We start from the raw sequence: 21,045 nt of genomic DNA on the forward strand, positions 1-21,045 counted from the left end.
TTTGATAAATTTAGTATTATTAAGTGATTTTTCCAAGAAAAATAATCTTCAGTTAGAAGAGCGGATCAAAAGTCTTATCGCAGGTAAGTCATTTAAGCTTGGATATATTCCCTCCAAGTCAGATAAAGAAAGGAAATACTTTATCGCGGCAAAGGAATATTTTCGTTCTTTGGATATAAACGAGTTCCTCTATTTTGATGTAGACGAGGAGTATGACGAATCCCTGCTGGGAGAGCTCGAAAGCTGTGATGGCCTATACTTATCCGGCGGGAATACCTTCTATTTTTTAAAAAACTTACAAAAGAGAAACCTGCTGGGAAAAATCAACGAGATGGCGATTAACGGGAAACTATTGATAGGTGTAAGTGCCGGAAGCATTTTGATGTCAAAGACGATAAAAATCGCAGCGTTCATAGATGAAAATATTGTTCACTTGGAACCATTAAACGCTTTAGATTTAATAGATTTTGAGTTTATGCCGCATTGGGATACACAAAATACCCAGTTGCCGGAGCTTTTGGGGTATTCTAAATTGAAGACAATTTATACCTGTAATGACGGTGATGGCATTGTCATTACAGGTGAGCATATTGAGTTTTATGGAAAAATCAACGAAATACGTAATGGAAAAATCATTGAAGGGGGTTCACACCATGCATGAAGAAGGATTTATTGAAGTAACAGGCGGCAAGGTTTGGTATGAAATGTACAATAAAGAAGGCGCTGGGACGCCTGTTATCATATTACATGGAGGACCAGGGTCCTCGTGTTATTCGCTCCAAGGTTTAAAAGCTTTGTCTCTGGAACGCCCGGTTATTTTTTATGATCAACTTGGTTGTGGCAAGTCGGAACGGCCAAAGGACACCACTTTATGGCAGCTTGATCGGTTTGTCGAGGAATTAAGTCAAGTCAGAAGTGCTCTTAACTTAAATGAAATACATATTCTTGGCCATTCATGGGGGACGACGCTTGCAGCAGCTTATTGTTTAACAAAGCCAAGCGGTGTAAAGAGTGTTATTTTTTCAAGCCCTTGCCTTAGCGCTCCTGTATGGGAGGAAGATCAGCGAAGGAACCTAAAAAAGCTGCCACAAGAGATTCAAGAAATCATTTTACGCTGTGAAGAATCAGGAAAGACCGATTCCAAGGAATATCAGGACGCAACCCTTGTGTTTAATAAAAACTTCGTAAACAGATTGGATCCGTATCCAGAGTGGTTGAAACAAGGCTCCCAATATCGCAATCCAGAAGTATACAATGTCATGTGGGGACCGTCTGAATTCACGGTCCTAGGAAACTTGAAAAATTTTGATTGTACTTCTCAATTAAAGGAAATCACTTGTCCCACTTTGTACACATGCGGTCGTTTTGATGAGGCGACTCCTGAATCAACCGAATATTATTGTACCCTTACTACTAATGCCAAATTCCATGTGTTTGAGAACAGTGCTCATATGCCATATGTCGAAGAACCGGAGAAATTTTTGCAGGTGGTAAGAGAGTACTTGAAATCTGTCGACTAAAATTTAAAAAAAAATCCACCATTCCATCTTGGTGGATTTTTCCTTTTTAAAAAAGATAATTCCCTTCGAATATTATTTTGCTATTATTAAAAAGAAAATTAGATTTATAAGAAGGAAAATATAGGATTATGACGAAATGTGTTATATGACAATTTTCCTACATAAGGGGCAAAATAATGAAAAACATGGGTCAAATCTCTTTAGTATCCATTTCAATCCTTTTTTCAATATATCAAAGATTCTTCGAACACCATCCCTTTTTCACGGTTGATTTTTTAATTTTCACCGCTATCGCCTGGGTAGTCGGATGGCAATATGATAAAGCTCGCTACTTGGGAAAAAAAGCTCGTGACAGTGAGGAAAGTTACAAGAAATTGATTGATTCTTTACCTGAACCGGTTTATATTACCCATAATCATAAATTTATCTATCTAAATCATGCTGCTTTATGCATGGCTGGTGCGAAGCAGAAAGAGGACTTGTTCGGAAAAACCGTTATGGATTTCATTGTTCCTGAATATAAGGAACGTTTATTGGAGCGATATAAGCAAATTAAAAAAGCAAAACAGCCGGTCAATACGATTGTTTACAAAGCGAAGCGGCTCGACGGAACAACATTCTATTTTGAATCCTCCTCTATGAATATCATATTTGGCGGTAAAGAGGCGATGCTTTCGATTGGGAAGGACATCACTGATCGAAAGGAGCAAACGGACCGCTTGTTACAAAAGTCTGAGAAACTGGCATTATTAGGGCAAATGGCCGCTGGGATTGCCCATGAAATCCGCAATCCACTTACTTCCATCAAGGGTTTTATCCAGCTGTTTAAGGCCAATCAGCAGCAGGATGAGTATTTTGATATAGTTTTAGCTGAGCTTGAAAGAATAAATTCGATTGTTAGTGAATTCCTCTTTTTGGCAAAACCAACCGCAGCTGTTTTTATTGAAAAAGATGTAACGGTTTTAATTAACGATGTCATCACCTTAATGAACACCCAATCCATATTAAACAGTGTGGAAATCTTCGTTGATATTGAGGGGGAGATCCCGACCATCACTTGTGAGGAAAACCAGTTAAAACAAGTATTTTTAAACCTTTTAAAAAATGCTATTGAATCCATGCCGGATGGCGGCAATATTTTTGTGAAGGTGAAGGAAAGAGAAGAGGGGAATATTTCGATAAAAATTACTGACCAAGGGATTGGAATTCCTATAGAACGGATTACCACTCTTGGGGAGCCATTTTATACGACCAAAGAAAAAGGGACGGGTCTTGGTTTAATGACCTGTTACCGGATTATTGAAAGTCATAATGGAAAGCTTTTAATCCAGAGTGAAGTAAATCAAGGTACAACGATTGAAATCGTCTTGCCGACGATCACACAGCCGTTGCTGAAAAAGGAATTCAGCTATTCATAGCCCAAAAGAATCCTCAGTTCCTCGGGGATTCTTTTTTTGTATATATGTCGATTTTGGTAGTTCATTGTACTAAAAAGTCGAAAATATTGGAATCCCGTCTTTTTTTAGCTTGTTTTATCGAAACGATTCTACTAAATCAATAACATGATATAATACATTTTGCGGCAATTGTTTACAGTATTCGAAATTATCACATATTTTCTGAGGTGTATTTTTGCTATGAGACAGGAACAGTTAGAAAAGGCAATAAGTAAGAAAAGAGACGAGATGATAAAAATAGGGATGGCAAAAGGACTGCATAGTGAAGAAACGATCCTTTGCAGCCAGGAACTGGACGATATGCTAAACGAATATAATCGATTATCATTGCGGCCTAACCGTTTTAAGCCCACCATCCACCAATATCATGAATTTATACTTTTCTTAAATGAATGCACCTTTAAGCTATTAATGCTAGGGTGCAGTTCATACATTCGGTACTTCCAATTTTAATAGGATTTATATTTGGAAATAATATTCCATTGAGGACTTCTGAACTATTAATATATGATAACTCTAGCACTTGGTACTATTAATAGTTTCGGAGGGAAAAATAGATTGAAAAAAGTCCTGCTAAATGTGATTATTTTGACAATCATAGTTTCTTTATTTCCTCAAAATAAGGGTTTTGCAGAACAGACAGAACCAATCGTTAAAGCGAAGTTGATTAATTTTTTAGGAAACAAAACGGAAATTACTCTAAAACCAAATGGCGATTATCTTACGAATGACCAAAATCTAAAGTTATTTTCAGGTAATAGTTATCTATTAAAACAGGAAAATGGAAAAATTTCATTATATAAAGATGGAGTTCTCCTAAATTCCTTTGATGTATTAACAGCCAAACCTGTACAGCCAAATTCCCAGCTTTCCATCAATAATCGCGCCTACCTTGGCAGTTTTGATTTTGTGGTGGAAAATATGCGCTATGTTCGTCCGATTAATTCAGTGTTCATGGAGGACTATTTAAAAGGTGTTGTTCCAATTGAAATGTATCCTTCATGGAATGTTGAAGCCCTGAAAACACAAGCTGTAGCGGCAAGAACGTATGCGATGAGCTACAGTACTCGCGGTGTAATAGATGATACGATCGCTTATCAAGTATACGGCGGCTACATTTGGACGGCGAATACGTCAAAAGCTGTTGATGAGACGAGGGGACAGGTTGCCGAATATAACGGACGATTGATTAGTGCTGTATATTCTGCAAGCAACGGAGGACGAACTGAGAATAACACTAATGCCTGGGGTACGGTACTCGTTCCTTATTTAGCAATCAAGCAAGACCCATATGACCCCAAAACAGTTTGGAGCTTTTCTCTCCATAAAGAACAAATTCAATTATCCTCTTTAGATTTAGCAAAGTCTTCTGAATGGTGGTCCACAACGATAGAAGCAGATCAGACGATTACTTATAATATTAAAATGTGGTTAAATACTAATGGTTATGCAAATAATGAGATTAAAATCACCGCTATCCCTGAATTATCTTTATATGCTGCTGGTTCAGGCGGCAGAGTAAATAAAGGGAGCATTACGGTCGAGTTTGTAGAAAAGGATAACGTGGATGACTATGGAAAATTAATTCTAAAGCGTCTAGCCATTGCCGATGTGAGTGCGTCAAAAGTACGCTCCATTATTGGGAATCGTGTTATGTGGAGTTATTTATTGTCTGAATTTAAATCTGATAATGAAACGTTTTCTGTCAAAGGATTAGGTGATGGTCATGGTGTCGGCATGAGTCAATGGGGCGCCAAAAACATGGCTGATGCCGGGAAGACTTACGATGAAATTTTAAAATTTTATTATACAGGTATTTCCCTTGTTAACATGTATAGCCCATCATCGATTGCGGTGCAAAGCAGCAAACGAATTGGCTGGGTGAACGATCATGGGAAATGGTACTTTTTTAATCCAAACGGTTTAAAGGCAACTGGTTGGTTAAACAATGCCAGTCAGTGGTATTACCTAAATGGCAATGGTGAAATGCAAACCGGCTGGAAGTCTGTCGGTGGGAAATGGTATTACTTGAAGCCAACAGGAGCAATGGCCACTGGATGGCTGAAGGACAAAAATAAATGGTACTATTTAACTTCCACAGGTGCGATGGCAACCGGCTGGATCAAAGATAAAGGAAAAACCTACTATTTATCAAAAAACGGCGAAATGGTTCAAAATCGCCAATATATTGCAGGGAAATGGTATCAATTTCATACAAGCGGGAATTTAATCCGATAAAAAAGGCTGAATTCCTTCAGCCTTTTTTTCATGTAAAACATTAGATAAATAGATTCCCATTTTGCTATAATGATAAATGGGAGAAGTATTGTAAAAAATAGGTAGTTGAAAATCAACAGGTCTTTTTTTCAGGAGGTTTTATGAACAAAAATAAATATGTATTCTGGGGGTTAGTAATTACAACCCTAATTTCGGCACTCGATGCCAACATCATGCAAACGGCAAGCCCGACCATCGTGAAGCAGCTGGGCGGTATGGAGTTATTTGCCTGGATATTTGTCGTATATATGCTTGCAAGCACCGTTACCGTTCCGCTTTACGGAAAACTTTCAGATATGTACGGCCGGAAAAAATTATTAATGTTTGCGGTCGGCTTATTTACTCTCGGGTCTATCCTTTGCGGCATGGCGAACTCGATGGTGACGCTGATTATTTTCAGAGGTATTCAGGGCTTGGGAGCCGGCGGGATGATTCCACTCTCCATAATCATCGTTGGTGACCTATTTACAATCGAAACAAGAGGGAAAATCCAAGCTGTCTTTAGCAGTATTTGGGCAATTTCCTCCATTGTCGGTCCTGTCCTAGGTTCTTTTTTTGTTGAAGCATTATCATGGAGATGGATTTTCTTCATCAATATCCCCATAGGTATTGCAACCGTGCTTTGTTTAATACCCTATCAGGAACAAACTGAATTTAAAAAGACTCACATCGACTTTAAAGGGTTTTTCCTTTTCGGGATCTCTATCTCTCTGTTATTGCTAGCTACAAATGTCAGCAATGCCATTTGGTACCTGATCATTGGTTTTATTGGATTGATCGTCTTTGTTTTTGTGGAAAAGAAAGAGCAACACCCATTCCTTCCTGTTTCGTTGTTTAAAAACAAGGGAATCCTCATGTCCAACCTTTTTATGTTGGTCTACTGTCTTTCCTTTTTCGGAACATCCAACTTTATTCCTCTGTATTTACAAGAAGGAAACCATATGAGCATTTATAAAAGCGGACTGATTCTTTTAAGTATTGCCATCGGCTGGATGTTTGGAAGTACGCCAGCTGGGAAATGGATTATCCGCTTCGGTTATAAAAAATTATTTATCATTGGAAGCTTTATCACGGCTATATCAGGCTTGGTATTATTTTTATTCCTTAATGAACTATCCTACCTAGGGATGTTTCTAATCCTGACCGTCCAAGGTGTTTCCTTTGGCTTATTATTCGCAGTTGGCACCATTGCCTCCCAAGAATTTGCTGATGCGGATATTAAAGGGGTATCAACATCCTTGCAAATGTTCTTAAGAAACATCGGGACCTCAATTGGGGTAACCATCATGGGTCTGCTTATTAACCAAGCTGCCAACATTTCTATCGGTATGAAAAACGTCTTCCTATATGCATTATACTTAAGCCTGGTAACGGTATTATTAAGCTTCTTCATTCCAGCCAAAACGGCTGCTTTACGAGGAAATTAAGATAAAAACCCACCTTCCGTTGTAGACGAGGGTGGGTTTTTATATTTATACTATAGAAAAAAGAAATTTAAGGAGTCTCTTTCAATGAATTCACAAAAAACGGTTATTGATAAATTAAATCTTACGAAATATCCAACAAAGCTCATTCTTGGATTACCAGAAGATGTGAAAGATTTTAGTGAACTTGAATTTGATTCATCAATTCAAAAAGATCAATACGACATGTGCTTTTTCTTTGTTTTTAGCTTAGAAGAATTTTCTAAGCAAATTAAGCTTGTGATTGAAAAGAAACTACTGAAGGATAAAGGATATTTGTTCTTTGCTTATCCGAAAAAAGGGAATCCGACGTATAAGGAATACATAGAGCGAGACAGTATATTCCCCGGTATAGGTGTAGATGAAGATGGCTATGTTTCTGGCGGTGAGATCAAGTTCGCCAGAATGGTGAGTTTAAATAATGTGTTCACCGTCGTAGGATTGAAATCCGAACCAAAGAAAGCGAAAAAAGCGGCAAGTTCAAAAGCAAGTCAATGTGTGGATGATTATATTAATAATGTGGAAGACATTAAGCAGTACTTAAACAATAAAGAGAATTTATTAAATTTCTATAATGACCTAACTCCTGGCTATCAGAAGGATTGGGCACGGTATGTTTATAGCGCCAAAAGAAAAGAAACGCAGGAAAAGCGTCTGCTCGAAATGGAATCCGTTTTGGGGGATGGTTTTAAATCAATGGAATTATATAGACAAAGTAGACAGAATTAAGATGCATAAAGGGCCTTTGAAATGCAGAGGCCTTTTATCATCGTTTTTTCTTGGATTTTTCACGTAACTAAAGGTAAAATATTAAAATGATTACAATAAAATAAAGAGTAGGTAGTATACGATGATCGCAAAGACAGAAGAAGATTTTAAAAGTTTAAAGGAAATAGGTAAGATTGTAGCATCCATTCGGGATGAAATGGTTCGTCAAACCAAGCCGGGAATTACGACTAAAGAATTGGATGATATCGCTGGTGAGCTTTTTGAAAAAGCAGGTGCCATTTCTGCTCCAAAAGGAGAGTACGATTTCCCTGGATTTACGTGTATAAGTGTCAATGATGAGGTGGCCCATGGTATTCCTGGTCATCGGGTTATTCAGGAAGGTGACCTTGTCAATATCGATGTATCTGGTTCTAAAAACGGTTATTTCGCAGACACCGGCATTTCCTTTGTAGTCGGTGAAGGGAAAGACATTTTGCAGAAAATTTGTGATGTAGCAAAATTGGCTTTTGAAGCAGGACTAAAGAAAGCAAGACCAGGAGCTAAAAAAAGCGGTATCGGTAAAGCCGTCCACCAAACAGCAAGACAGCATGGTTTAACCGTCATTAAAAACCTAACAGGTCATGGGATTGGCCGCAGGATTCATGAAGCACCCGACCATGTTTACAATTATTATGAACCATGGGATGATGAGCTACTTAAAGAGGGGATGGTCATTGCTTTCGAACCGTTTATCTCCACGGATGAAGAAGAAGTGTTCCAAAAGGACGACGACTGGACTTATGCAACTGAAAAAAGCTTTGTCGCTCAGATTGAACATACACTGATTTTAACTAAAGATGGACCAATCATCATAACTCTATAATTGTTTCTTATTAATACGGAAAAAACTCGGTTCATTGACCGAGAAGACGATTTTGAACTTTAACAGGCAATGAAAACACAGTTCTTTGACCGAAAAGACGAAAAAAGACCTTTCACGGTCAATGAAAGCTCAATACTATTCCCAAAAAAACCGAAAGAGGTGCTATCCCGCACCTCTTTTTCTATTATTTCAAAATATCTTTAAATTCCTTTCCTTTTTGAACATAATGCTCACTGGACATTTGCAGCATTTGCAAGTCCTTTTCGTTTAACTCACGTACCACTTTACCTGGCGATCCGAGTACCAGGGAGCGCGGAGGGATTATGATTCCGCCAGCTAGAAGCGTATTGGCGCCAATAATGCATTCCTCACCAACCTCAACATTGTCCAATAGTGTAGAGCCCATTCCGATAATCGAATTCCTGCCAACTTTACACCCATGCAAAATAACATTATGGCCAACGGTTACATCATCCTCAATAATCACGGGAAATCCTTCGTATAAGTGGATGGTGGTGTTATCCTGGATGCTGCATCTTTCTCCGACAATAATCGGGCCATCGTCCGCCCTTAATACCGCATTAAACCAAACTGTTGAATCCTTCCCAATTTGTACATCCCCAACTAAATATGCCCCTGGTGCGACAAATACAGAATCATGAATCTCAGGGGATTTCCCCTTGTATGGAATTTTCATTTTTCATCTCTCCTATGTATTTCGAATCTTTTGAAATTAATATAGCATATAGGAGACTAAAAAGGTCTCTTGTTTTAAGAAAAATACTCTTTAATTGGCAACAATTCGAATATTCTAAATTTTTATTGTTTTCATCCACCTTTTTTCTCTAAAATTATCTTGAATACAGAATTTTGAGGAGGTAAAGGGATATGATTGAGAAAATCGTTGATATTCAGAAATTAGTTGAAGCCGTTGAAGAGGAAGTAGTTGAGTGGCGCAGGCATTTCCATGAAAATCCTGAGCTTTCATTTGAAGAAGTCGAAACCTCCAAATACGTATTTGAAAAACTAGAATCCTTCGGAAATATTGAGGCTTCTTGGGTAACTCCTACAAGTGTTATGGGCCGCCTTTTTGGCAGACAGCCAGGCAGGGTGATTGGCTTGAGAGCCGATATGGATGCTCTGCCCATTCAGGAGGAAACGGGTTTGCCTTTTGCCTCGAAAAATAGCGGGGTCATGCATGCCTGTGGACATGATGGGCATACGGCCATGCTTCTGGGCGCTGCAAAAGTCCTTTCTCAGTTAAAGGACGAAATAAATGGAGAAATTCGATTTTTCTTTCAACATGCGGAGGAATTGTCCCCTGGCGGTGCACAGGAGATGATCAAGGCAGGCGCAGCAGAGGGAATCGATGGCGTAATTGGGCTTCACCTTGGTTCTCAAGGTCCTTTAGGGAAATTTTCCCTTTGTTATGGAGATGTGACAGCAGCATGTGATGATTTTGATATCGTAATTCAGGGCAAGGGGGGGCATGGTTCAGAACCCAATGGAACGGTTGATCCCATTGCAATTGGAGTACAGCTTGTGAACGGAATCAATCAGCTTATTTCCCGCAAAGTGGATGCTAGCCAGCGTGCCGTTATTTCAGTTACCCAGTTCCATGGAGGATCCGCCAATAATATCATACCTGATCGTGTGACAATCGGGGGAACCGTCCGTACGTTTGACCCTGAAATTCGTAAGCAAATTCCAGTTTGGATTGAAAAGTTAACGAAGGGGCTAGCAGCGGCTCACGATGCAACCTATCAATTAGACTATAACTTTGGATATAGTCCAACTATAAATGAAGAAAATATTACCTCTCTTGTAGAACATACGATTGTGGAAACCTTTGGAGAAAGCAACTTTGTCCGCTCCCAAGCCTTGATGGGAAGTGAAGATTTCTCTGCTTTTGCCGAGATTGCTCCAGGCTGTTTTGCCTTCCTGGGAGCAGGAAGCGAAAATCCTGCCGAAAATTATCCGCATCATCATCCAAAATTTGATGTAAAAGAAGAGGCTCTGATTCTTGGGGTTCATTATTTTGTACGGACTTCCTTAAAATTTTTAAATGAAAAATAAACATGAAGCGGGAAGAAGCCGGCGGGGCAGTTTGTTTTGCTCTTCGCCGGCTTCATTTTAATATATTCTAAATTTAATTGATTGGGATCTTCACATCCACTATCGTTCCCCATCCGAGCTTACTTCGAATGGTAATTCCGTGTTTTTCTCCATAGGTTAATTGTAAACGCTTGTTCGTATTATAAAGTCCGATATGATCAGAAGATGAATAAGCTGACTCCAATTTTGAGCGAATATCCAATAATTTTTCCGCTCCAATTCCCGTACCATTGTCAATGACCGATACATTTAGGAATGATGCACTGCTTTTGATTCGCACCTTTATGGAAAGAGTTCTTTCCAATCCCGCCATGCCATGCTCGAGCGAATTTTCAATAAGGGGCTGCAGAAAAAGTTTTACGACATAATATTTTTCAACACCCTCATCACATTCCCATACACATGTAAATTGATCTTTGTGCCTGATTTTTTGAATTTCCACATAACTTTTCGTATGTTTAATTTCATCCTTTAATACCACTAAATCATCATTTGCATCTAAAGAAAAACGGAGGATATTCGCCAAATGATCGATCATATCATTAATTTCATTTGGTCTCTTCGTAAGACTAATAACCTTCCAATTAATCGTTTCTAGTGTATTAAATAAAAAATGCGGATTTAATTGTGATTGATGCATAGATAGTTCCAGTGCTTGCAATTTATACTTTCGTTCCGAAAGAAGAACTTTCATATAGGATTGCTCCATAAAGTTCGTCACGATTTTATGAATAATAAAGCTGTGAACATCCTTTACCACGGTTGGTAAATGTGGGAGAGGTTCACCTTTTTCTGCTTTATTTAAAATGGTGATAATGGAACGGATGTCTGCGAAATTTCTTTTCGTTAAGAAATAAGCTGAAATTCCCCCAACTATGATAGACAGGAATAGTAGAATTATTGTAACCATAATCAATTGGTATGGGAGTTTATAAAGAGAACTCCTTGGAATGGATGAAAAAAACAACCAACTATATTTTTCAGATTCCAATTTAAAGACGATAGAGGCTTCATTCTGAATTTTCAGGGTGTCGATTTCATTTGGTGTTGTTACCATTTTCTCGATCTCAGAAGAGGTTAAATGGACTGGATGATTTTCAAAAAGAACCTGGTTAGTCATATCCATCACCAATATATTTTGTCCTGGCATTTTATATAAACTATTTAGATAATCTTTCAAATAAGTTGTGTTTACATTCAAAACAATGTAACCAAGATCGCCATTTGCAAGAGTGAAACTTCGATACACGGAAATGACTTCTATCTTTTTAGCTGGAAAATTTTCTGGCTTCCGAACGATGGTTCTTTTCTTTGTCCAAACTTTATCGCTGCTTTTCTCTTTAATTAAACTCTCGTACCAAGAAGTGTCTTCAAAAGTATTAAGGTCGACCACTCCGCCGGTTGTAGAGGTTAAAAATCGATTTTTGTCATTTTCTATGTAAATGTAAATGGAATCAACATAGGGATGTGCAATAGCAGGGGAATCAATCGTATTTTTGATCGATGCCAGCTTTACATAATCCTTTTGGTCAAGCCATTCTTTTTCTAGCATGTTTTGCAGATCAATAAATTCAACCGCACTAGCGGCAATGGTTAAATTAATCGAATTCAATTCATCAAAAATCATTTCCACATTCATTTGAATTTGATTGAGCAGGTTCAGATTTTCCTGATTAATTTTTTCCTTTAAATTGAAATGAATTAAGGGTATCGCAGCTGATCCTAGAATGAAGATAGGAATGAGCATTGGAATGAGAAGTTTGGTTAAATTTTTAATATAAAAAGAACGTTTATGTGAGTCCATATATCGTGAGTCCTTAATTTATGAGTCTATATTCTTTCGGACTAATACCGAAATATTTACGGAAAGCTCTGGTAAAATTCTTGGCGTTACTGTATCCAACCATTTCACTGACCTCATAGGCCTTATATTTCATCGTTTTTAATAAATTCGCTGCTTCTTCCATTTTTATTTGAAAGACAAAGTCAGAGAAATTTTCTTCCGTTTTTTGTTTAAAATATTTGCTTACATAATGGGGGTTCATAAAAACAATTTGTGCGGCATCTTCTAAGGTGGCGTTTTTATAATTGGTTTTTACATAATCTTTTATTTTTAGAATAATAGGGTCCTCATCTTTTACGTTTGTTGCAATTTCCGTTAGGGGAGGGGAGGGATTTCTTAGATCGAGTTCTTTCTTGATTTGCGTAAACGCTTCTGTTAAATCCGAAAATTTAGTCGGTTTCAAAATATAATTCTTTACCCCATATTTAATAGCAGACTGAGCATAGTGAAATTCCTGATAACCGCTTAGAAAAATAGTCATTACTGGTGAATTCTGCTGGTGAATTTCTTTTATCACCTCAATGCCAGTCATGATTGGCATTTGGATGTCACAGAGTAATACATCAGTATTGCCTTCGGAAATCAGCTCCAGTACCTCTTTCCCATTTGATGCCTGTCCAATCACTTCGAAACCAATCTCATCCCATGGGAAAAAGTTTACTAATCCATGCCGGATTTCATATTCATCATCAGCAATCACCAAATTATACATTCGTACACCTCCTGTGAAATTATTATAATATTCAAAATATACAATACTTTTAATAGTTCAACAAGAGGAATCCTTTTTTGCTTGTCAATTAATGATACGAAATGTCAATTCAAGTCCCTTTTTTTCATTTCTATACTTTGATTAAATAGTGTTAATCAAGTTAAACGGTAATGAAACAGCTTTTGAAAAGACTGAATATTTTTAATATTATCTTTGGAAGAGTGGTGAGGAAATGAGACCTTTGCTTGAAGTTGATCATGTAAAAATTGTCTTTGAGTCGGACAAGGAAGAAGTGATTTCGGTTGAAGAGGTTAGTTTTTCAGTCAAACCGGGTGAAACAATCGGGATTGTGGGTGAATCTGGTTGCGGCAAAAGTGTTACTTCATTGTCGATTATGGGTCTGCTCGGTAAAAACGGAAAAGTAAAAAATGGACATATTTTTTTCGGTGATGAAGATCTGACACAGGTAACACAGCAACGCCTAAGAGAAATCAGAGGGAATGAAATTTCTATGATTTTTCAGGAACCTATGACCTCCCTAAATCCTGTTTTCAGCATTGGCAATCAAATGATAGAGGGAATCCAGCTTCATCTGAAAATGAATAGTAAGGAAGCTAAGGAATTTTCTGTGGAAATGTTAAAAAAGGTTGGTATTCCGAGGGCAAAGGAAATCATGAAGGAGTATCCGCATGCGTTATCAGGAGGTATGAGGCAGAGGGTGATGATCGCCATGGCCTTGGCGTGTAAACCGAAGCTTCTTATCGCGGATGAACCAACTACAGCACTGGATGTAACGATACAGGCACAAATTTTACATTTAATGAAAAAATTGCAAAAGGATTCAGATACGGCCATCATGCTTATTACCCATGATCTTGGAGTTATTGCCGAGACTGCCGATCGAGTCATTGTCATGTACGCAGGGCAGGTTGTGGAGGAGGCCGATGTATTCACGCTTTTTAAGGAACCGAAGCATCCTTATACACAAGGGTTAATGGCGTCTATACCTCATTTGGAATATGAAAATGAACAGCGGCTTGCCTCAATTCCTGGTTCGGTCCCAAGTTTGAAGAATATGCCGCAAGGCTGCAGATTTCATGCTAGATGTCCACATGCCACAAAGCGATGCCAGCAGGAACAGCCTGGACTTGAGCAAATTCAGGAAGGACACAAAGTGAGATGCTGGTTAATCGAAGATGTTCAACCAAGTATGATCTCTGGAATGCCAAAGGAGGCATTAGTCAAATGACCATCACGATGGAAAAGGGAACGAATCCTCTATTAAGAGTAGAAAAATTAAAAACCTATTATCCTATTAAAAAAGGGATCCTTTCTAGAACGGTTGGACATGTTAAAGCAGTGGATGGGGTGGATTTTTTCATTCAATCCGGTGAAACACTTGGATTGGTAGGGGAATCTGGCTGCGGTAAATCAACCATAGGAAAAACACTTGTAAGGCTTGAAAATGCATCAGAGGGTAAAGTGTTCTTTCAGGAGCAGGAAATTACGAAAGCAAATAGTGAAACGATGAAAAGTATTCGCAGGGACCTCCAAATTATTTTTCAAGACCCATATTCCTCTTTAAATCCTAGAAAGCGAATCAAGGATCTATTAGAGGAGCCGATGAAAATTCATCGAGTAGTGGAGAAAGAAAACCTCCATAAACGAGTGGATGAACTTCTTGAATTGGTCGGATTACCTAAAAGCTATAAAAATCGTTATCCGCATGAATTTTCCGGAGGTCAAAGGCAGCGGATTGGAATTGCCAGAGCCTTATCTCTTAATCCAAAATTGATCATTTGTGATGAACCCGTTTCTGCTTTGGATGTTTCGATTCAGGCTCAAATCCTAAACCTTTTAAAGGATTTGCAAAAGGAATTTAACCTGACCTATTTATTTATTGCCCATGGGTTAGGTGCCGTGAAATACATCAGTGATCGAATTGCCGTCATGTATTTAGGGAAAATCGTTGAAGTAGCGAAAACAGAAGAAATTTTTCGCAATCCAAAGCATCCTTATACAAAGGCATTATTAAGCTCCTATCCTATTCCGAACCCTGAACTAAGATCGAAAGAAAGAATCATCATACCAGGCGATGTGCCAAGCCCAGCCAATCCGCCGAGCGGATGCAGCTTTCATACACGGTGCCCAATCGCAACCGCGATTTGCCGAGAGCAAAGTCCGGTTCTTAAAGGGAAGGAACATAGCGTTGCATGCTTTGCCATTAATGAAGCGTATGTAGATACGTTTTAGAAGGAGGGGGCAAATTTGGTTCCATATATTATTCGCAGGCTCTTAATTGCGATTCCAGTCTTATTTGGGGTAACGATTGTCAACTTTATCATTATTAATATGGCTCCCGGGAACCCGGTTGATATGTATGTTGACCCCAACACTTCACAGGAGCTTCTCAATTTACGGAAAGAACAATTAGGCTTGAATGACCCTTTATGGGTTCAATTTTTCCATTGGCTCGGTAATCTGGTGCAGGGCAATTTAGGATACTCGTTTTCTACCTATGAACCTGTTTCGAAAGTGATTTTAGAAAGGATTGGCCCTACTTTTCAATTAACGTTTCTTGCCCTTATCGTAGGATTAATCATTGCGCTGCCAATCGGAATTATGAGTGCAGTAAAGCAATATAGCAAACTTGATTATTTGGCGACCGGTACATCCTTTTTCGGGATCTCCATTCCGCATTTTTTCCTTGGCTTAGGTCTTATTTATATCTTCGCCGTACAATTACAATGGCTGCCTGCAGGAGGGATGTCGACCCTCGGAAGTGAAGATGATTTCTTTGACAAGATCAAGCATCTCATCCTGCCGGTTATGGTTCTGGCGGTAGGAATTGCCGGACAATACGTCCGCTATGTCAGGGCAAGTCTCCTGGAGGTACTGGGGCAGGATTATTTGCGGACTGCCAGGGCTAAGGGATTAAAAGAAATCGTCATCACCAATAAGCATGCTTTAAAAAATGCACTCATTCCGATTATCACGATTATCGGTCTTGAAATTCCTTTTTTACTTGGCGGGGCGGTTATTACGGAACAGGTCTTTCAGTGGCCGGGAATGGGACAGCTTACCATCCAATCCATCATGTCAAGGGATTATCCAACTCTGATGGCGCTCAATCTTTTAACAGCTTTTATGGTTTTATTTGCAAACCTATTTACGGACATTCTCTATTCGTTTGTGGATCCACGGATTAAATATAAGTAGGAGAGGAGGGATCGTTTATGCCAATGCTGGAAACTGGTATCAAAAATGAAGTGGAAATACCACCCATATCCAATACAGAACTGGGGAAGGAGGAAACACCTTTACAGCTTATCGTAAAACGCTTTATGAAGCATCGTTTAGCGGTGGCAGGGAGTATTTTTATGCTTTTCATTATCCTCGTTGCTATTTTTGCTCCTTGGATTGCACCAAAGGAACCCTTTCAGGTTTATGATGAATTTTCAGCACCGCCATCCGCAGAACACTGGTTAGGCACCGATCAAGTTGGACGGGATATTTTCACCCGCTTAATCTATGCTTCCCGGGTATCGATGATAGTCGGCCTTGGTGCCGTTTTGATATATAGTATCATAGGTACGATTGTCGGCGCGGTTTCAGGCTACTTTGGAGGATGGGTAGATATCGTGTTAATGCGCTTAACTGATGTCTTTATGTCATTCCCAAGCCTGATGTTAATCCTTGTAGTCGTCAGTATTCTGGGACCTAATTTGTTAAATATTATCTGGATATTGGGACTCCTGGGCTGGCCTTCCGTTGCCAGACTTGTCCGCGGCAGCGTCCTTTCGTTAAAGCATGTTGATTTTGTGAAATCTGGAGTGGTGCTTGGATTAAGTACTCCAAGGATTTTATTTCAGCATATATTGCCGAATGCGATTGCACCTATTCTTGTCCAAGCAACCTTTGGAATTGCAGCAGCCATCATTGTTGAAGCTTCGCTTAGTTTTCTAGGTATGGGGGTACAGCCGCCGACAGCGAGCTGGGGAAATATGCTGACTGATGCCCAATCCTTAACAGTATTAACCTCGCAGCCATGGCTTTGGGTTCCACCAGGTATTATGATTGTTCTTGTAGTGTTATCCATTAATTTTATCGGTGACGGTCTGCGAGATGCACTTGATCCGAAAACATTGAAATAGTTTTGTAAAAAGCTAATCAAATATTTTATTAGGAAAAGAGGGACAGAAATGAGAAAAGGGAAGGTAAAGTTTTTAACCATTTTTTCCATTGCTTTGCTGCTATTATTAAGTGCATGTTCTGGTGCAAATGAAACATCGTCTTCATCAAAGGACAAAGGCAAGGGGAATGCATCTGCAAGTTTGGGTGATACCATTGTTGTGGGTGTTTCAAACGCCATAGGTACACTTAATCCGATTAACGCCCGTGATTTAGGAGCTATGACTCTATCATCGATTCTATTCGACCCTTTCTTTGAACTAAACGAAAATATGGAATTCCAATTTAAGTTAGCAGAAAGCTTTGAAACAAAGGATAATCAAGCCTTTACAATTAAACTAAATTCAAAAGCAAATTGGACCGATGGGAAGCCTGTTACAACAGAGGATGTTAAATTCACCTTTGACACGTTGGCAAATCCTGCTGTTCAAAGCGTTGGCCTGAAAACTCTTAATATCATTGAAGGTTTAGATGATAATGGGCAGCTGCCTAAAGGGGAAAAAACGGTAAAAGGTATCGAAATCGTCGATAATAAAACGTTTATCATTCATACAAAAAAACCGACTGACCCTAACTATATTAAAGGGAACTTAATCAATATCCGAACCATTCCGAGCCACATCTTAAAAGATAAAGATCCTGCAAAGCTTCATCAAGATCCATTTATGTTGAAACCGACTGTAACAGATGGTGCTTATACACTTGTAAATTTCAAAGGGGAAACACAGGTGGAATATAAGGCGAACCCTGATTATTACCGCGGGGCACCGAAGACCGAAAAGCTTTTCTTTAAAGTTGTGCCTCAAGCCAATATGACTGCACAGCTGCAAACGGGTGAAATTCATTTGAATTACCCATCCACTGGAGCCATTGCCATCCAAGATGTTGAAAAGGTGAAAAATATGGCGAATGTAGAGGCTGTAGACGGCAAGGGCTATGATTATCAAGAAATCTATATGAATACTAAAACGTTTACTGATTCGAAGATGCGTCAAGCGATTGCCTATGCGATTAACCGGCCTCAAATTGTTGAGAAGCTGTTAAAAGGGAAAGCTGAGATCATTGATGGGCCGTATACAAAACTGCACCCATATTTTGATAAAGATATTAAGAACTATGAATATGATCCGGAGAAAGCAAAGCAGCTTATTGAGGAATCAGGCTGGGATAAGAGTAAGCCAATTCGCGTCAATGTTCCAATTGGCAACCAGGTTCGTGAACAATCAGCCGTTATTATAGCTGAGAATTTAAAAGCAGTCGGCTTAAATGTTCAAATCCAAAAGTTTGATTTTCCTACCCATATGCAAAAAGGGGCAAAACATGATTTTGATTTAATGTTCCTTGGAATACCTTATCAAGTGGATCCTGATGTAAGTGCCTTCTATGGAACAGGCGGACCTTATAACTTTGCCGGTTATAGCAATCCAGAGTTGGATGAATTGTTGAATAAAGGAAAATTAGAACCAAACCCTGAAAATCGCAGAGTCATTTACAATAAAGTTCAAGAAATTTTACATGAAGACTTGCCAACTATTTCACTTTATTCCGATTACCTGATGGGAGCAGTATCTAAAAAGGTAAAAGTAGGTTTACCAAAACAATTTGGTATGTTCTATAATGTTCAAGATTGGGTAGTACAAAAATAATAGCATTAAGAAGAGACTGCTTTCCTGAATGAATGTGGTCTCTTTTTCTTAGTTTAACTAAAATGAAGTTGTCGAGTAGTCTATCATCTTTGGTATTATATATAGAAGAAATATTTCAAACAATTTTTACGGCTAGGGGGAGCAGCTATGTCAAAAACGATTTTTACCAATGGAAAAATCCATACACTTGATTTGACTTTGCCATTAGTGGAAGCAGTTGTGGTTGAAAATGGCAGAATTATTGACTTAGGAAGTCATCACGATATGGTTTTGCAATGGGGAAGAGCTGGTGCTGAAATCATTGATATGCAGGGCAGAACGGTTTCACCAGGACTTATTGACAGCCACTTGCATCTCTCAGGTGTTGCTTTTAATCTTTTAGACCTTGATTTAACAGGCGTAAGAACCAAAGGCGAAATGCTTAGGAGAATAGAGTCAAGGGCGAAAACCGTTGCTCCAGGGACCTGGCTAGTTGGGATGGGCTGGGATGAAAATCTTTTCACTGAGGGCACCATTCCGACGATTGAAGAACTGGATTATGTTGCACCACATTGTCCCATCTATTTGAAGCGTATATGTCACCATGCATTTTTGGTAAATAGCAAGGCAATAGAAATGAGCGGCTACCATCCATCTATTGACATACCAGTTGGTGGAACCGTAGTCTTGGATCCACTTTCGAAAAAGCCGACTGGACTTCTGCTGGAATCTGCATCGAAGATCGTGACGAAAAACATGCCAGATAAAACCTACGATGAATTAAAAAGTGGATTGCGGGATGCCATGAATTTTGCCGTTTCGAAGGGGTTAACAAGTGTACATACCAATGACCCTGCCTATTTAGGAGGGCTTGATCAAACGTATCAATTGTATGATGAATTGCTAAACCAGGAGCAAGTTGGTTTACGCAGTAATCTCCTCATTGATTATCCTTTTCTTAAACGATTGAAAGAAAGAAAAATGCATGCTGGTTTTGGCAATGAGATATTACAAATAGGAGCTATCAAAATTTTTGCCGACGGGGCCTTCGGACGGCGAACAGCCCTGCTTTCAGAGCCGTATCAGGATGACCCCAACCAATACGGAGATGCGATGCTATCCCAAGATGCTTTATATGAAATTGTCAAAGAGGCACGTGATTTCTCTATGCCTATTGCTGTTCATACTATAGGTGACCAAGCGTTGGAAAATGTTTTAGACATCCTTGACCAGTTTCCGACAGTGGACCATCGTGACCGCATCATTCATACCTCTCTGGTTCGTCCAGATTTAGTACGGAGATTAGAGGACAGGAGTCGAATTGCTGATATCCAGCCAAGATTTGTCGTAGGGGACTATCCATGGGTACGCGAAAGAGTAGGAGAGGTGCGGGAGCAATATTTATATGCGTGGAAAACTTTATTGTCTGCAGGCGTCTTGTGTGCGGGAGGTTCTGATGCACCAGTTGAGCCCGTTGACCCTTTGCTTGGTATCCATGCGGCTGTAACCCGGAGAGCTCCAGGAGAAACACATCAAGGCTGGAATGCGAAAGAAAAATTATCCATTTTGGAAGCAATTAAATTGTTTACAATAGGCGGAGCCTACGCCACCAATGAAGAACATATTAAGGGAACCATCTCACGCGGAAAACTGGCCGACATGACCATTTATTCCAAAAACCTAATGACAATGGAAAACCCAGATGAACTCCTCTCAACAGAGATTGAAATGACCATCATAAACGGCGAAATAAAATACCAAAAATAACGTGAAAAGATGATTAATGGTGTCAGGCACCGTTCGTGGACAATTGTCCTCCCTCGGAGGACGATTGTCTTCATAAAATGTAAGCGCTTTATAAATTGTCTAAATATAAAAAATAGTCAAAAAATATTGACAGGGCATTTTTTCGATGGTAACCTAATAAAAAATTAATCCTAAATCAATGACGAGAAGAGTAAGAATGCTCCTTGTTCCCTAGAGAGTCGACGTTTGGTGGGAGTCGATAGCAGGACATTCCGAAGATCATCTCCGAGATGTATAGCTGAACGGTATCAGTAAGCTATACCGGCAATTCCTCCGTTATATTGGAATGCGTACAAGTGCAAATTACAAAGTGCTGTACGTCTATCGAGAGCCGCAACTGAAGATTTGTTGCGGAAGTAGGGTGGTAACGCGAGAACAACTCGTCCCTATCCATATGGGACGGGTTTTTTGTTGTTTTCAAGCCCTCAACTAATGAGAAAAAATG

18 protein-coding genes and 1 other annotated feature are annotated in these 21,045 nt (G+C 39.2%); of the genes, 15 read left to right on the top strand and 3 right to left on the bottom strand.

Annotated elements, in window-relative coordinates:
- Position 1: 1 nt before the first annotated feature.
- From ACIFOT_RS06880 to map, 8 genes are all read left to right on the top strand, one after another.
- Complete coding sequence (locus ACIFOT_RS06880; protein ID WP_430063376.1) at positions 2-661, top strand: Type 1 glutamine amidotransferase-like domain-containing protein; 660 nt, start codon at positions 2-4, stop codon at positions 659-661.
- Positions 654-1,520 (top strand): proline iminopeptidase-family hydrolase, encoded by an 867-nt coding sequence (locus ACIFOT_RS06885; protein WP_430063378.1) that lies wholly within the window; start codon positions 654-656, stop codon positions 1,518-1,520. The genes ACIFOT_RS06880 and ACIFOT_RS06885 overlap by 8 nt, the downstream gene beginning before the upstream one ends.
- Positions 1,521-1,696: 176 nt before the next feature.
- On the top strand, positions 1,697-2,938 hold the full coding sequence (locus ACIFOT_RS06890) for an ATP-binding protein (RefSeq protein WP_430063380.1): 1,242 nt from the start codon (positions 1,697-1,699) through the stop codon (positions 2,936-2,938).
- A gap of 219 nt (positions 2,939-3,157) precedes the next feature.
- Entirely contained in the window at positions 3,158-3,430 is a 273-nt protein-coding gene (locus tag ACIFOT_RS06895) for a Spo0E family sporulation regulatory protein-aspartic acid phosphatase (protein ID WP_430063382.1), read from the top strand.
- 105 nt (positions 3,431-3,535) lie between these two features.
- Complete coding sequence (locus ACIFOT_RS06900; RefSeq protein WP_430063384.1) at positions 3,536-5,215, top strand: SpoIID/LytB domain-containing protein; 1,680 nt, start codon at positions 3,536-3,538, stop codon at positions 5,213-5,215.
- 140 nt (positions 5,216-5,355) lie between these two features.
- Positions 5,356-6,681, top strand: coding sequence for an MDR family MFS transporter (locus ACIFOT_RS06905; RefSeq protein WP_430063386.1), 1,326 nt, complete (start codon positions 5,356-5,358; stop codon positions 6,679-6,681).
- Positions 6,682-6,765: 84 nt separating this feature from the next.
- Positions 6,766-7,446: a YdeI/OmpD-associated family protein gene (locus ACIFOT_RS06910; RefSeq protein ID WP_430063388.1), complete on the top strand. Its 681-nt coding sequence runs from the start codon at positions 6,766-6,768 to the stop codon at positions 7,444-7,446.
- A 121-nt stretch (positions 7,447-7,567) separates the two neighbouring features.
- The gene (map, locus tag ACIFOT_RS06915; RefSeq protein WP_430063390.1) at positions 7,568-8,308 is read left to right on the top strand and encodes a type I methionyl aminopeptidase; all 741 of its coding nucleotides are present in this window, start codon (positions 7,568-7,570) and stop codon (positions 8,306-8,308) included.
- A 184-nt stretch (positions 8,309-8,492) separates the two neighbouring features.
- Here map and ACIFOT_RS06920 read toward each other — a convergent pair whose 3' ends face one another.
- A complete protein-coding gene (locus ACIFOT_RS06920; RefSeq protein ID WP_430063392.1) occupies positions 8,493-9,005 on the bottom strand; it encodes a gamma carbonic anhydrase family protein in 513 nt (170 codons plus the stop codon).
- A 191-nt stretch (positions 9,006-9,196) separates the two neighbouring features.
- Between ACIFOT_RS06920 and ACIFOT_RS06925 the strand changes: the two genes are divergently transcribed.
- A complete protein-coding gene (locus ACIFOT_RS06925) occupies positions 9,197-10,384 on the top strand; it encodes a M20 metallopeptidase family protein (protein WP_430063393.1) in 1,188 nt (395 codons plus the stop codon).
- A 73-nt stretch (positions 10,385-10,457) separates the two neighbouring features.
- Here ACIFOT_RS06925 and ACIFOT_RS06930 read toward each other — a convergent pair whose 3' ends face one another.
- Both ACIFOT_RS06930 and ACIFOT_RS06935 read right to left on the bottom strand, forming a co-directional pair.
- Positions 10,458-12,227, bottom strand: a complete 1,770-nt coding sequence (locus tag ACIFOT_RS06930; protein WP_430063395.1) for a sensor histidine kinase — start codon at positions 12,225-12,227, stop codon at positions 10,458-10,460.
- Positions 12,228-12,240: 13 nt separating this feature from the next.
- Entirely contained in the window at positions 12,241-12,978 is a 738-nt protein-coding gene (locus ACIFOT_RS06935; RefSeq protein ID WP_430063397.1) for a response regulator transcription factor, read from the bottom strand.
- A 232-nt stretch (positions 12,979-13,210) separates the two neighbouring features.
- On the opposite strand from ACIFOT_RS06935, the gene ACIFOT_RS06940 reads away from it, so the two are divergent.
- The 6 genes from ACIFOT_RS06940 (at position 13,211) to ACIFOT_RS06965 (ending at position 20,561) form a co-directional block, all read left to right on the top strand.
- A complete protein-coding gene (locus ACIFOT_RS06940) occupies positions 13,211-14,227 on the top strand; it encodes an ABC transporter ATP-binding protein (RefSeq protein WP_430063399.1) in 1,017 nt (338 codons plus the stop codon).
- Entirely contained in the window at positions 14,224-15,231 is a 1,008-nt protein-coding gene (locus ACIFOT_RS06945) for an ABC transporter ATP-binding protein (protein WP_430063401.1), read from the top strand. The genes ACIFOT_RS06940 and ACIFOT_RS06945 overlap by 4 nt, the downstream gene beginning before the upstream one ends.
- Before the next feature lie 15 nt (positions 15,232-15,246).
- A complete protein-coding gene (locus ACIFOT_RS06950) occupies positions 15,247-16,197 on the top strand; it encodes an ABC transporter permease (protein WP_223590142.1) in 951 nt (316 codons plus the stop codon).
- 17 nt (positions 16,198-16,214) lie between these two features.
- On the top strand, positions 16,215-17,132 hold the full coding sequence (gene opp4C, locus ACIFOT_RS06955) for an oligopeptide ABC transporter permease (protein WP_430063403.1): 918 nt from the start codon (positions 16,215-16,217) through the stop codon (positions 17,130-17,132).
- 48 nt (positions 17,133-17,180) lie between these two features.
- Entirely contained in the window at positions 17,181-18,815 is a 1,635-nt protein-coding gene (locus tag ACIFOT_RS06960; protein WP_430063405.1) for an ABC transporter substrate-binding protein, read from the top strand.
- A gap of 147 nt (positions 18,816-18,962) precedes the next feature.
- Positions 18,963-20,561 carry an amidohydrolase gene (locus ACIFOT_RS06965; protein WP_430063407.1) on the top strand — a complete coding sequence of 533 codons (1,599 nt, stop codon included), beginning with the start codon at positions 18,963-18,965 and terminating at the stop codon, positions 20,559-20,561.
- 169 nt (positions 20,562-20,730) lie between these two features.
- Positions 20,731-20,991 (top strand) — a binding site (T-box leader).
- Positions 20,992-21,045: the final 54 nt, after the last annotated feature.

This window comes from Neobacillus sp. NRS-1170, assembly GCF_050468025.1.

Coding starts and splice junctions, on each gene's coding strand:
- ACIFOT_RS06885 (WP_430063378.1), top strand. CDS start 654: ATGCATGAAGAAGGATTTATTGAAGTAACAGGCGGCAAGGTTTGGTAT.
- ACIFOT_RS06890 (WP_430063380.1), top strand. CDS start 1,697: ATGAAAAACATGGGTCAAATCTCTTTAGTATCCATTTCAATCCTTTTT.
- ACIFOT_RS06895 (WP_430063382.1), top strand. CDS start 3,158: ATGAGACAGGAACAGTTAGAAAAGGCAATAAGTAAGAAAAGAGACGAG.
- ACIFOT_RS06905 (WP_430063386.1), top strand. CDS start 5,356: ATGAACAAAAATAAATATGTATTCTGGGGGTTAGTAATTACAACCCTA.
- ACIFOT_RS06910 (WP_430063388.1), top strand. CDS start 6,766: ATGAATTCACAAAAAACGGTTATTGATAAATTAAATCTTACGAAATAT.
- map (WP_430063390.1), top strand. CDS start 7,568: ATGATCGCAAAGACAGAAGAAGATTTTAAAAGTTTAAAGGAAATAGGT.
- ACIFOT_RS06920 (WP_430063392.1), bottom strand. CDS start 9,005: ATGAAAATTCCATACAAGGGGAAATCCCCTGAGATTCATGATTCTGTA.
- ACIFOT_RS06925 (WP_430063393.1), top strand. CDS start 9,197: ATGATTGAGAAAATCGTTGATATTCAGAAATTAGTTGAAGCCGTTGAA.
- ACIFOT_RS06930 (WP_430063395.1), bottom strand. CDS start 12,227: ATGGACTCACATAAACGTTCTTTTTATATTAAAAATTTAACCAAACTT.
- ACIFOT_RS06935 (WP_430063397.1), bottom strand. CDS start 12,978: ATGTATAATTTGGTGATTGCTGATGATGAATATGAAATCCGGCATGGA.
- ACIFOT_RS06940 (WP_430063399.1), top strand. CDS start 13,211: ATGAGACCTTTGCTTGAAGTTGATCATGTAAAAATTGTCTTTGAGTCG.
- ACIFOT_RS06945 (WP_430063401.1), top strand. CDS start 14,224: ATGACCATCACGATGGAAAAGGGAACGAATCCTCTATTAAGAGTAGAA.
- opp4C (WP_430063403.1), top strand. CDS start 16,215: ATGCCAATGCTGGAAACTGGTATCAAAAATGAAGTGGAAATACCACCC.
- ACIFOT_RS06960 (WP_430063405.1), top strand. CDS start 17,181: ATGAGAAAAGGGAAGGTAAAGTTTTTAACCATTTTTTCCATTGCTTTG.
- ACIFOT_RS06965 (WP_430063407.1), top strand. CDS start 18,963: ATGTCAAAAACGATTTTTACCAATGGAAAAATCCATACACTTGATTTG.